Annotated in this window: 12 protein-coding genes; 1 reads left to right on the top strand and 11 read right to left on the bottom strand. The window is 43.7% G+C overall.

Features of this window, described 5'->3' with window-relative positions; genetic code table 11:
* Nucleotides 1–14: 14 nt before the first annotated feature.
* Genes HZL42_RS04230 through HZL42_RS04200 form a run of 7 tightly spaced genes read right to left on the bottom strand, consistent with a single transcriptional unit; the run spans nucleotide 15 to nucleotide 6494 of the window.
* Entirely contained in the window at nucleotides 15–788 is a 774-nt protein-coding gene (locus tag HZL42_RS04230) for a ribonuclease HII (protein WP_219054426.1), read from the bottom strand.
* The gene (ylqF, locus tag HZL42_RS04225) at nucleotides 778–1641 is read right to left on the bottom strand and encodes a ribosome biogenesis GTPase YlqF (RefSeq protein WP_219054425.1); all 864 of its coding nucleotides are present in this window, start codon (nucleotides 1639–1641) and stop codon (nucleotides 778–780) included. The genes HZL42_RS04230 and ylqF overlap by 11 nt, the downstream gene beginning before the upstream one ends.
* A 16-nt stretch (nucleotides 1642–1657) precedes the next feature.
* Nucleotides 1658–1885 carry a YozE family protein gene (locus tag HZL42_RS04220; protein WP_219282856.1) on the bottom strand — a complete coding sequence of 76 codons (228 nt, stop codon included), beginning with the start codon at nucleotides 1883–1885 and terminating at the stop codon, nucleotides 1658–1660.
* Between the two features lie 10 nt (nucleotides 1886–1895).
* Nucleotides 1896–2387: a dihydrofolate reductase gene (locus tag HZL42_RS04215; RefSeq protein ID WP_219054424.1), complete on the bottom strand. Its 492-nt coding sequence runs from the start codon at nucleotides 2385–2387 to the stop codon at nucleotides 1896–1898.
* Between the two features lie 16 nt (nucleotides 2388–2403).
* On the bottom strand, nucleotides 2404–3354 hold the full coding sequence (locus HZL42_RS04210; protein ID WP_219054423.1) for a thymidylate synthase: 951 nt from the start codon (nucleotides 3352–3354) through the stop codon (nucleotides 2404–2406).
* Nucleotides 3355–3364: 10 nt separating this feature from the next.
* A complete protein-coding gene (locus HZL42_RS04205; RefSeq protein WP_219054422.1) occupies nucleotides 3365–5263 on the bottom strand; it encodes an ABC-F family ATP-binding cassette domain-containing protein in 1899 nt (632 codons plus the stop codon).
* Nucleotides 5264–5285: 22 nt separating this feature from the next.
* Complete coding sequence (locus HZL42_RS04200) at nucleotides 5286–6494, bottom strand: CCA tRNA nucleotidyltransferase (protein WP_219054421.1); 1209 nt, start codon at nucleotides 6492–6494, stop codon at nucleotides 5286–5288.
* 154 nt (nucleotides 6495–6648) lie between these two features.
* On the opposite strand from HZL42_RS04200, the gene HZL42_RS04195 reads away from it, so the two are divergent.
* Complete coding sequence (locus tag HZL42_RS04195) at nucleotides 6649–7476, top strand: phage integrase N-terminal SAM-like domain-containing protein (protein WP_219054420.1); 828 nt, start codon at nucleotides 6649–6651, stop codon at nucleotides 7474–7476.
* Between the two features lie 3 nt (nucleotides 7477–7479).
* Here the strand turns inward: HZL42_RS04195 and HZL42_RS04190 are convergent, their stop codons facing one another.
* From HZL42_RS04190 to rpsA, 4 genes are all read right to left on the bottom strand, one after another.
* On the bottom strand, nucleotides 7480–8739 hold the full coding sequence (locus HZL42_RS04190; protein ID WP_219054419.1) for a lipopolysaccharide assembly protein LapB: 1260 nt from the start codon (nucleotides 8737–8739) through the stop codon (nucleotides 7480–7482).
* Nucleotides 8740–8821: 82 nt separating this feature from the next.
* Nucleotides 8822–9097 carry an HU family DNA-binding protein gene (locus HZL42_RS04185; protein WP_219054418.1) on the bottom strand — a complete coding sequence of 92 codons (276 nt, stop codon included), beginning with the start codon at nucleotides 9095–9097 and terminating at the stop codon, nucleotides 8822–8824.
* Between the two features lie 196 nt (nucleotides 9098–9293).
* Nucleotides 9294–10604: a ribosome biogenesis GTPase Der gene (der, locus tag HZL42_RS04180; protein WP_219054417.1), complete on the bottom strand. Its 1311-nt coding sequence runs from the start codon at nucleotides 10602–10604 to the stop codon at nucleotides 9294–9296.
* A gap of 104 nt (nucleotides 10605–10708) precedes the next feature.
* Nucleotides 10709–11947, bottom strand: coding sequence for a 30S ribosomal protein S1 (rpsA, locus tag HZL42_RS04175; RefSeq protein ID WP_219054416.1), 1239 nt, complete (start codon nucleotides 11945–11947; stop codon nucleotides 10709–10711).
* Nucleotides 11948–11983 lie beyond the last annotated feature (36 nt).

Below are 11983 nucleotides of genomic sequence, written 5' to 3'. Positions count from 1 at the left end.
GATACGCAAAAAAATTATTTTTGGATGGATTTTTTTACGGGGGCAAAACTAATACGGTGAATCGGGGTCGCACCGAACTGCTTTAACGCCACTAAATGCTTAGCGGTCCCGTACCCTGCATTGTGCACGAAATCATATTCTGGATACAAACTAGCGTAATCATCCATTAACCGGTCCCGATGCACCTTTGCCAGGATACTGGCAGCTGAGACTGAAATACTCTTTGCATCCCCCTTGATCAAACGCAACTGCTCAATCGGTACTGGCACCTGCATTGCATCTACGATTAAACGTTCCGGTTGAACGGCTAAGTTATTGACGGCCGTTTGCATCGCTAGTCTAGTGGCCTCGTAGATGTTAAGCTTGTCAATCATGTGATTATCCACCACCCCTAAGCCAGTAGCGATTGCAGCATCGTCAATCAACGGTGCTAATTCAGCGCGCTTTGCGGGAGTGAGTTGTTTGGAATCGTTTACCAACTCCAAATCAAAATCAGCTGGGATGATTACTGCCCCAGCCACCACGGGGCCGGCAAGGGGACCCCTGCCTACTTCGTCGACTCCGGCAACGTAGGTAATTCCCTGGTGCCAGAATAACTTTTCATAGCGAAACCGCGCCAAAAAAGCGGCGTGTTGTTCAGCCTGCTTTTGCAATTGTTGTCTGCGCCGGGCCAGTGCGGTTAAGACCCCCTTACGTGAATCATGCGCCCACTTCGTTAGTAGTGGATCGGAGGGGTCGGTAATGGCCGCTAAGCGTTGCTTGATTTCATTAACCGTCTCATTCTTCATCTGGATTCACTAGTTCCATGGAGTCGAGGGTAAAGCGCCCTAACTTAGCCTTCCGAGCGTCTTGAATCAAACGCACGGAAGCGCGTTCATAATCGTCGCGCATCCCGACATTTTGGGTAATTTTAAGCAGTAAATCAACGTTGCTTAACTGCATGTCCGCATCGGTCAAGCGGTAGCGTTGCATCAGCTCCTTAGGCCGGTTGTTCCGAAAGAAGTCCAACGCAAATAACGCAACGTCATCACTAGCGTATAGGTTATCCTTAATTGCCCCCGTTAACGCTAGCTTATTTGCGATCGATTGATTTTGAAACTTTGGCCATAGGATTCCTGGGGTATCTAATAACTCTAGGTCCTTACTGGATCGGAGCCATTGTTGACCCTTGGTAACTCCCGGGCGATTACCTACCTGGGCAGCACGTTTTTGAACTAAGCGGTTCAAAAGCGTCGATTTTCCAACGTTAGGGACCCCCACACAAATTGCTTTGATGGGCCGTTGCTTCATCCCCCGTTTTACTTCCGCCGCCAGCTTTGGTTGTAAGATTTTAAGGGCCGTCTGAGTTACTAGTTTATTGGCCCCGTTTTGTTTGGAATCCACTGCAATTGCCGTATACCCGTGGGTATCAAAGTAGTGGATCCATTGGTTAGTCCGGTTAGGGTCTGCTAAGTCCGCCTTGGTTAAAATCAAGAGGTGCGGTTTATCGACCCCGATTCTAGCAACTTCCGGATTCATTGAACTAAATGGTGCCCGCGCATCAACTAGTTCAAAGATAATATCCACTAAGTGAACGTTCTCTTCAAACTGACGGATTGCTTTAGCCATATGGCCTGGAAACCATTGAATATTTACACCCATTTTTTCACCTCATTATTTAATCTTTGTAGTCTAAAAAGTGGCTCCATGCGTCATCAAAGATGGTCATTGACGGTAGATAGGAACCATTTTCTTCTAGGTACTGCGAAATTTCGTCGAAATCAGCGGTATTTTTAGGAAACGAGTGGTCGTAAAACGCGTTATTCGCGAATTCAGCAAGCGGCTCGTAACTCTTCGGGTTGCGTTCAGTCATTAAATACTGATAAAAACTCTGTGCGATTGTAATCACCCCCGCATTATTTTAACTTTCGGTACGTTTCAAAGCGGTATGGAAACTGATTTTTTTCATCAGCGGGAAACGACTGCGCATCCACCAACTTAAAGCGTGAATAATCCACTGGTGGCATCTTAGTGTCACCATCAATCACCGCATTAATGACGGTCCGGTATAATACGTCAACGACGTCCATTAACTCATTGAAAATCATTGCTCCACCAACTACGTAAACGTCATCTGATTGTTCACGATAGGCAGTTAAAAATTCAGCAACGCTATTGAAAACCACCACTGAAGGGGGAAATTCAGCCTTAGAATGACTGGTCAACACCATGTTAGTCCGGTTGGGCAGCGGTCGGCCGAACGACAAAAAAGTTGGTCGCCCCGCCAAAATTGGATGGCCAGTCGTAGTGGTCTTGAAGCGGTGCATATCGGCTGGCATCTTCCACGGCAATCCGCCGTTGTTTCCAATCGTTGCGTTCTTAGATTCAGCCCACACAAATGCAATCATTTTAATTCCTCCTCAACTAAACGGCTACTGGAGCCTTAATTGCTGGATAGCTATCGTAGTCAACCACCTTAATGTCATCCATTTGGTAGTCGAAAATACTCTTTTTCGCTGGATTTAGCCAGAGGGTGGGCGCTTTTTTAGGCATTCTGGATAGTTGTTGTTTAACCTGTTCAACGTGATTGGAGTAGATGTGCGCATCCCCCAGTGTATGGATGAACTCACCGGGTTGATACCCCGTCTCCTTTGCAATTAAGCACGTCAATAGAGCATAACTAGCAATGTTGAACGGCACCCCCAAGAAGATGTCACCACTTCTTTGGTATAGCTGACAGCTTAACTTGCCATCATTAACGTAGAATTGAAACATCGTGTGGCAGGGAGGCAGCGCCATTGATGGCACGTCTTCCGGATTCCAAGCTGAAACGATCATCCGTCTGGAATCGGGATGCGTTTTGATGGTTTCAATTACATTTTTGATCTGGTCAATCGTCTCGCCACTCCGGGTCTTCCAATGACGCCATTGGCTGCCATAAACATCCCCTAGATTGCCGTACTTTTCAGCAAAAACATTGTCATTAAGGATGCGGTCACAAAATAGTTGCTTTTGGGCTTGGTATTCCTGATCAAATGTGGGATCAGAAAGGTGCCGACGGCCAAAATCAGTCATGTCTGGACCGTTATAATCGCTTGATTTTACGTAGTTGGCAAACGCCCATTCGTCCCAGATGTGATTATTGTGTTCCAAGAGGTACTTGATGTTGGTATCCCCATGCAGAAACCACAGTAGTTCACTTTTGATCAACCCAAAGGGAACTTTCTTGGTGGTAAGTAGTGGAAACCCAGCGCTTAAATCAAAGCGCATCTGATAACCAAAGGTACTAATGGTCCCCGTTCCCGTTCGGTCTTGTTTTCGGTGACCGTGTTCCAATACGTAACGCTCTAAGTTTAAATATGCATCTTCTAACATTTTTTGGCTCCTATTCATCAGCATATTGACTGAGGTATTCCCAGCGGTCCATTTTAGCGTCTGACTCCGCTTGAACCTGGTTCAATTGCTTTTGTAACTTCGCAAGTTTTTCAAAATTATCACTATTATCGGCCATTGCCTGCTCGATTGATTCTCTTTGCTCGTCTAATTTTTCAATCTCAGTTTCAATTTTACCGTACTCGATTTTTTCAGCATAGGTCAACTTTACCTTTGCGGCCTTAGTGGGCTTAGCTTCAGCAGCGGCTGCTTTAGTGGCCTGATCAGAACGCTTATTGCTTTGCTTAGTAGCCGCATTCCGTTGGGCTAAGTAGTCGGTAAAGCGTCCAAAGTGCTCTTCAATGCGTCCGTTGCCATCAAAGAACAATAAGCGTGTAGCTGTTTTATCTAGGAAGTAACGGTCATGTGAGACCGTAATTACGGTCCCGTTAAAGTGTTCGATGTAATCTTCCAGCACCGTTAACGTTCCGATATCCAAGTCGTTGGTCGGTTCGTCCAACAATAAGACGTTCGGTTGTTGCATCAGCAGCTTTAAGAGGTATAACCGGCGTTTTTCACCCCCGGACAGTTTTCTGATCAACGTTCCGTGCATGAAGCGAGGAAATAAAAATTGTTCTAATAGTTCAGTAATACTTAGATCGTTCCCCTGGTTATCGGTTACGTGTTGGCCAACGTCACTAAGGTAGTTAATGACCCGCTTGTCCCCTGGAATTGGTTCCGTTTGTTGGGTATAGTAGGCTAGTTTAACGGTCTCTCCAATCGTAACGGTTCCGGAATCAAGGGGCACTCGTCCGGCGATCACGTTCAAAAGGGTGGACTTTCCGGCACCGTTTTCACCACTAATTCCGATCCGTTCATTCCCCTGCACTAACATGTTGAAATCATTCAAAATTAACTTATCACCTAATTTGAGATCGGCGTGTTCAATGTTGATTACTTTCTTTCCCAGTCGTTGTTGACCGAGTGAGATATCAACGTCTTGATCTAATTGGAGGTGGTTAATGTTACTTTTAATGTCGTTAAAGCGATTGATCCGGGCTTGTTGCTTTGTAGAACGGGCCTTAGCACCCTTTTTCATCCAGGCTAATTCCTGTTTGTAGAGGCGCTGTTGTTTATGTTCGGCGTTGACCGCTTGATCAACCCTAGCCGCCTTTTGTTGAACGTAGTCTTGGTAGTTTCCCTGATAGGAGTATAGCTTGCCGAAAGATAGTTCCCAAATGTTGTTTACAACCCGATCTAAAAAGTACCGGTCATGAGTAACCAATAGTAACGATCCCTTATACTTAGCTAGGTATTCCTGGAGCCATTCAATTGAATCAAAATCCAAATGGTTCGTTGGTTCGTCTAATAACAACAAGTCTGGTGATTGAATCAGGACTTGCGCCAATGCGACCCGTCGTTTTTGCCCTCCTGATAAGCTGGCAATTGTTTGTTGCATGTCGGTAATCTTAAGCTGGGTTAAAATCGTCTTAACGTCGCTTTCGGCATTCCAGGCATCCTCTTCATTCATCTTAGCCTCTGCATCCATATATTGCTTTTGAACCTTCGGATCTTCAGGATTAAATGAGTACCGATCCAAAACCTCTTCATAGTGCCGAATGGTCTCAAAAACGGCCTGACTACCGCTGAAAACCGCGTCTAAAACGGTTCGGTCTTCGTCTAGTTCTGGATGTTGGCGCAAGTAGCCAATCGTATACGACTTGGAAGTAATAATTTCACCACTGGAGTCGGTATCAACTCCAGAAAGCACGTTCAAAAGCGACGTTTTGCCACTTCCGTTGGTCCCAATCAATCCAATCCGGTCGTGTTCGTTAATAATAAAGTTAAGGGATTTAAAAAGGGTCTTTTCACCGTAGGTTTTTGTTAAATTTTCCGCTCTAAGCGTTTGCATTAAATATCACCCTTTCATTAAATTAAGCTTGTAAAAGTACCTTTGCGTGTTGTAACAACGTTGGTTGATCGTTTGGTAATTCACCATTGATCACCACCGCCTGAAGTTGCTTTAAGATTCGTCCTAGGTCCGGGCCGGGCTTTAAAATTCCCGCTTTGATCAATACCCCACCGTTAATTGCTAGTTCATGGCCATTTTTAATTGGTAGTTGCTCGTATTGACTGAGCACCCGTTCACTGTCAACCGGGATTTCAAGGGCTTGGGCAACCTGAATTGCGTCCATTAGCAATGGCTGGCCGATTTGAAACAGCGTCATTGCATCTAAATTATCGTTTTGGAAGGCCAACACCGCCTTAGTAATCTTTTGAACCGCAGTAATTGTTTGGTTCGCAGCCTTCCACTGTTTCAAAAAGCTGCTAATTTGGTTGGAATGCAGAGCAAAGCCACTGCTCAACAATCCCCAGACCTGATTATCATTTGCTAGTTTAAAATTCGGGAGGGCGATGATCGATTCGATGGCTGGTAAGTAATTATTGAGGACCGGCACATAATCAACCATGTTAGTGTTGAGCATGTCCCTAAGTCCCAGCTGCGGCTGATAACCCATCATCATTTTCACAAATTCGGTGTAAATGCGTTCCACTGCAATCTTTTCCAATAAGTAGCTATGTTTAGTGATTGCCCGCATTGTATCCGGATCAATGGAAAAATTAAGTTTACTTGCAAACCGGACTGCGCGCATCATTCGAAGGGCGTCCTCATTGAACCGGACATTGGCATCCCCTACCGCACGGATTAAGTGGTTTTTTAAATCGGTTACCCCATCGAAGAGGTCAATTACTTTCCCATCTTCCTTCATCGCCAATGCATTAATCGTGAAGTCACGTCGTTTTAAGTCTTCTGTAAGCGACCGAATGAACGTAACCTTGTCTGGCCTGCGGTAGTCTTGATAGCCAGATTCGGTTCGAAAAGTAGTGACTTCGTAGCCGTTCCCATGGTCTAAAACCATTACCGTTCCATGCTCAATGCCAGTGTCAACAGTTCGTTCAAACAAGGCCTTGATTTCAGCTGGATAGGCACTTGATGCGATATCCACGTCGTGAATCGGCAGGCCTAAAATGGTATCACGAACGCTCCCCCCGACAAAGTAAGCTTCGAATCCGGCGGCCTCAATCGTCTGTAAAACTGGCCGCGCGGCTTCGAATTCTGCTGGTAATTTTTGAATCTTCATTGTATCCGCCCCATTCTAAATTGCTAATATCAATGTTACCAAAATATTGGGGAGGTAGGGGTGATTTTGTTAATATTTATTGATTAATTTTGATTTTGTGTTATTCTTTTATTTAAGTTAATGTAAAAATGTACAAGTAGGGAGGACATCACCCATGACCGTAAACAACTATCCGTACCAAAAAAATTTTGAAGCCTACCTTCACCAGGTTGCACTCGCTCAAATTACAATTGATGAATACTCAGCGACGTTAGTCGACCTCTTTGAATACCTATCTAACTTTAACGCTGGATATCAAAAGGACCACCGGGTCAGTGAATTATTCGACCGTGATATTCAACAATACATGAATATGTTAGTGGACGAACGTAACATCACAAACACCACTTATAACAAGGTCCTTTCCCACTTAAATATCTATTTTAAGTACCTATTTACCCAGGAGCTGACCCAAAAACTGCCTACTCTAAATTTAAAGGGAAAGGAACGCAAAACCCCGGCATCAGTTTCGGTCAAGTGGCTCCAGGAATTACCAGTCATCTTGGCAGATGATCAGGTTCACATCTATACCCGCTTGGTCCTATTATTGATCAGTAAGGGGTATAACCTAAAGGAATTCCTCCAACCTGGGTTTTATCGGGCCTTCGAACAAATCAAATGGACCCCTGATGAACAGGCGTTTATCGACCAATTTCAAACCTTTATCGCTCCCATTAGGGTCCGCCAAAATAGTCCGGACATCTTCTTAAAGCAACGGTTCGCGGGTGATCCCCACATCACGCTCCAGGGGATCCATAAATATTTAAAACCGGATGAACAAAAAATTGGGATGCAATTAAAGCCATCCCAATTATTTCAAAGCTATGTGGTTGATTACATCCTAAAGCATCCCCGTCTATCAGATACTGACTTATCGGAAACCCTGCGGTTAGATATGGTTTCAATTCTGTACTACCGGAAATTAATCCATAATTTAGACTAATCACTAGTGGTACTCACTTAAAATTTGGGCCATTTCACCATCGGTTGGTTCCAACTCAATATAGCGCTTGAGTAGTGGTAACATCGCGTCTGTTTTCCCCACCGAACGGTAAAACAACGCCGCCTCCTTTAAGAAATCTGGATTATCACCAAATGACTTCGCAGCCAATTGGTAGTAATTGGTGGCTTGGTCCAAGGATTCCATTTCAGAATAAGATGTTGCTAAATTCCATGCTAATTGAGGATCCACAGCATGGGTTTCTAAATACTGTTTTAAGAAATTAACGTTCCCCTCGTAATCCTCTTCTTGAACCAGTAGATTCGAGAGTTTAATGGTTAAGTTTAAGTCATCCGGTGCAACTTGGTGTCCCTGCCGATAATAATGCTCAGCTTGGTCGGTTTCGCCCAATTTAAGGGCTAAATCACCCGCTTTTTGCCAGAGCACTTCATTATACTCATCAACCCCTAATCCCTCTTGAAAGACGCGTAATGCGTCTTTTTCTTTGTGCAATTTTTCAAGGGCTTCCCCTAAATAGGGGTAGAGGGTCGGATAATCATGGTCGCTGTCCCGCAGGTCTTCAAAAACGTTGACCGCTTGTTGGTACTCACCTAGTTGTAAATAGGTAAAGGCCGTTTCAAACTTAACGTCTGAGGTCATATCAATTAATTTGATCTGTTTTAAATACCCGATTGCATGACCAAACCGACCAGCGTTTGCATAAGCAACCCCAATTCGCTCCACGAGGTTGACTGCGGATAGTTCAGTGATCCCCTTTTTGATCAGGTGCAGATACAACGGAATTGCCTTATCAAATTCACGGGTTGAAAAGTATAGCTCCGCAAGTGCAAACGTAATCACATCTTCATCGGGAGCAGCTTGCTTTGCGGCTAATAACTTTTGTTTACTGACCTCAAATAAGCCCTGGGTTTGATAGAGATCAGCCGCAATCATCAACGATTGGACGTAACTATCGGAATCCGGTTTAATTTCACTCAGATAGGAAAGAGCCAGGTCATTTTGGTCTTCACTGATTGCAATTTCCGCCAGGTTAGCACGGAGTTCATCAGCATCTGGATATTTAGTTAATAATTGGTGGTAAATTTGCTTTGCCTGGGGTAAAAAGCCTAGCGAATATAATTCCTCGGCGAATGAGAACAACAGGTCGTCATCGTCGTTTTTTAGGGCCAATTTGAACTGTTCATCAAATTCGGTTAGTTTGCCTGCTTCTAAGAAGTCAAGGGCCCTTTGTGAGTAGCTATTCATCCAACGTCCTCCTCAATTGAAATTGGGAAATAAAAAAAGCCAGCTCGACATTCGTCGCACTGGCTCGTTTTAAAACATACAATTATTTAACTGCATCCTTTAAAGCCTTACCTGGTTTGAAAGCTGGAACCTTACTTGCAGGAATTTGAATTTCTGCACCAGTTTGTGGGTTGCGGCCCTTACGAGCGGCACGTTCACGAACTTCAAAGTTACCGAAACCGATCAATTGAACTTTTTCACCCTTTGATAAGTGGTTTTCAATTGAGTTGAATACTGCATCTACAGCTGCAGTAGCATCTTTTTTAGTTAAACCAGTCTTTTCTGCGACATCGCCAACTAATTCTGCCTTGTTTGCCATTGAGATTCACCTCCTAAAAAATTAGGAACTTTTGGTCAGCATCAAAATACTGAACTTAATCATTATACCATGAAGATGACCTAAAGTTCTAGGCACACCAAGGGGCGCCTTTACTTTATCCAAAATATCACAAACCCCTGGTAAGTGCAATCATTTTGTATAGATAAATGCCGATTTTTAGCCATTTATCCCAATTTTACTTCCGGTGGCGACTCAAAATTTTAATTGGGGTGCCCTTAAAGTCAAAATGAGCCCGAATTTGATTTTCCAGGTACCGTTGGTATGAGAAATGCATTAGTTCAGGATCATTAACAAAGACCACGATTGTAGGCGGTGCAATTGCCACTTGAGTCGCATAGTAAATCCGCAGTCTTCTGGACTTCACGGTTGGGGTGGGAGTCATTGCAATTGCATCAGAAATAACCTGATTCAACGCAGATGAACTAATCCGTTGCTTATGGTTCGCATTGACCTCTTCAATTAGGGTTGGAATTTGGTTCAACCGTTGGTGGGTCAAAGCAGAAACGAAGATGATGGGGGCGTAACTGAGGTATCTAAACTCAGTCCGGAACGCAATTTCAAAGTCGTGTTGACTATGGGTGTTTTTCTTAATCGTATCCCACTTGTTAACGACTACAATAATTGCCCGACCGGCATCATGGGCATATCCAGCAATGCGCTTATCCTGTTCGCGAATGCCCTCTTCGGCATTAATCACCATCAAAACAACATCACTATCATCAATGGCCTTCATTGCCCGCATTACACTATAACGTTCGGTATTTTCGTATACCTTCCCCCGTTTTCTCAATCCAGCGGTATCAACCATCGTAAATAGTTGCTCGTTAAATTCAAACGTGGTGTTAATGGCATCCCGTGTAGTTCCAGCAACATCCGATACGATCACCCGGTTCTCACCCAAAATGGAGTTAACCAACGATGATTTTCCAACGTTAGGTCGGCCGATTAGACTAAAGCGAATTGAATCCACTTCTTCGGTGTCACTTTCGGATGGAAAGTGAGCCACTACTTGGTCCAATAGGTCCCCTAATCCAATTCCATGGGCCCCAGAAATTGCGTAGGGTTCGCCAAAGCCAAGGGAGTAGAAATCATAAATGTTTAGCCGTAATTCTTGGTTATCCACCTTGTTAACGGCGAGGACTACCGGCTTTTTAGAACGGTATAGAATCTTGGCAACCCGTTCATCAGCGCTAGTAACCCCCTGTTTACCATCAACCATGAAGATGATTACATCGGCTTCATCGATCGCCACTTCGGCCTGGGCAGTAATTTGTTTTAAGAATGGTTCATCTCCAATATCAATTCCACCAGTATCAATGATGTTAAAGTACTGGTTCAACCATTCGGCATGGGCATAGATTCGATCTCGAGTAACCCCGGGGGTGTCTTCAACAATTGAAATGCGATCCCCGGCAATCCGGTTAAAAATGGTTGATTTACCCACATTGGGGCGTCCAACGATTGCGACTGTTGGTTGTTGTGCCATCTTTTAAACCTCCTTTAAATGAATAGTTATAGACAAAAAATTATCCTTCAAATAAATTGAAGGATAATTTTAATAATATCAAAATTAATATAATCAGTTATTGATTACTTATCGTCTTCATCCTTGTTTAAAGCCTTACCAACGATGTCACCTAAAGTGAAACCACTTTCTTCTTCAGGAGCATCCTTGATGGAGTTATCATTAACTGGCTTGCGACTTGGACGACGCTTGTTTTCACCTTCTGAGTGTTCTGGTTCTGGTTCAAGAGCACGCATTGATAAAGCAAGCCGGTGGTTTTCTGGTTGAACGTCTAAGACCTTAACTTCAACCTTTTGACCAACCTTCAAAACGTCACCTGGAGTAGCAACGTGCTTGTGTGAAATTTGTGAAATGTGAACTAATCCTTCAACTCCTGGGAATACTTCAACAAACGCACCAAAATCAACTAAGCGCTTAACAGTTCCTTCAAGAACACTGCCCTTAGGAGCTTTAGATTCAATATCATCCCATGGTTGTGGTTGAGTTTGCTTGATTGAAAGGGCAATTCTGTCACGATCTTCGTCAACAGAAAGAACCTTAACCTTAACTTCTTCGCCCACTTTAAGAACGTCACTAGGCTTTGCAACCCGTTCGTATGAAATTTCAGAAACGTGAACTAATCCATCAATTCCACCAAGGTCAACAAAGGCACCAAAATCAGTTAAACGAGCAACCTTACCTTCAACAACTTCGCCAACGGTAAGCTTGTCCATAATTTTTTCACGAGCTTCTTTTCTTTCTGATTCAACAATTTCACGGTGAGAAAGAATTAGACGGTTTTCGGATGGGATTACTTCAACAATCTTACATTCGAATTCTTGGCCCTTGAATTGGTTTAACTTTTCAACAAAGTGATCAGTAATCATGGAAGCTGGAATAAAGCCACGTACACCATCAGCATCAACAACTAACCCACCACGAACGGCACGGCTAACAGTAACGTTAACGGTTTCACCCTTATCGGCTTTTTCCTTGATTTCATCCCAAACTTTGAGATCTTCAAGCTTCTTGATTGATAAGAGGTAGCTTCCGCCTTCCTTATCGTCACCAATCCGCTTAACAACGTAAACCTTAACCTTGTCTCCAACTTTAAATTCATCTTTAACATTTTCGATTGGTTTTACAGAAAGTTCGTGGCGAGGGATTACTCCTTCAACACCTGAATTTTCGATTCCGACGAATACTTGATCACTATCGTCGACATCCAAAACTTCACCACTGACAACTTCGCCAACTTTTACTTCTTGTACGCTATTCAAAGCGTTTAATAAATCCTTATTTGTATTTTCGTTAGTTTCACTCATAAAAATACTTCCTCCTTGCGACAACAACTAACTGTA

Source organism: Lactobacillus sp. Sy-1 (assembly GCF_019303535.1).
Taxonomy (GTDB): domain Bacteria; phylum Bacillota; class Bacilli; order Lactobacillales; family Lactobacillaceae; genus Nicoliella.
Note: the sequence above shows the minus strand (reverse complement) of the source record. Positions and strands in the feature narration are given on the sequence as shown.